Source organism: Streptomyces sp. DH12, from assembly GCF_020873895.1.
GTDB lineage: Bacteria > Actinomycetota > Actinomycetes > Streptomycetales > Streptomycetaceae > Streptomyces.
This window is the reverse complement of record NZ_JAHWGT010000449.1, coordinates 1-610: the sequence shown is the minus strand read 5'-3', so window position 1 is coordinate 610 and position 610 is coordinate 1. Positions and strand designations below refer to the sequence as shown.

At 72.8% G+C, this 610-nt stretch carries 1 protein-coding gene; it reads right to left on the bottom strand.

What is annotated here, in order from left to right; translation table 11 throughout:
- The coding region (locus LPA54_RS35105) for an EAL domain-containing protein (RefSeq protein ID WP_228984653.1) at positions 1–610 on the bottom strand (610 nt) is incomplete at both ends.

Here is a 610-nt window from a genome sequence, read left to right as displayed (position 1 = left end):
GGAGTAGCCGGTGCCGAAGTCGTCGATGGCGATGCGGACGCCCATGCCGCTGAGGGCTTCGAGGACCTGGAGGGGCCGGCCCGAGGAGCCCATCACCGCGGACTCGGTCAGCTCCAGCTGGAGCAGGTGCGGGGGCAGCCCGGTCTCCTCCAGGGTGTCGGCGACGTCCGCGACCAGGTCGGAGTCCCAGACCTGACGGACCGCCACGTTCACGCTGACGAAGATCGGCGGCTCGTCCGGGTGCTGCGTCTGCCAGGCGCGCGCCTGCCGGCAGGCGGTGCGCAGCACCCAGCGGCCGAGCGGCACGATCGAACCGTCCTCCTCCGCCAGGGAGATGAACCGATTCGGCGTGAGGGTGCCGAAGCGGGGGTGGTGCCAGCGGATCAGGGCCTCCACGCCGTGCACGCGGTCGTCGTCCATGCCGACCAGCGGCTGGTACTCCAGGGCGAACTCGCCCCGGTCGATGGCCGGGCGGAGGGACGAGGCGAGGGCCTGGCGGGTGACGCGGGAGGCGTTGCGCTCCGGGTCGAACAGCGTCCAGCGGGCCTTGCCGTCGGCCTTCGCCCAGTAGAGCGTGGTGTCGGCGGCCTGCATCAGCGCGGTGGGGGTG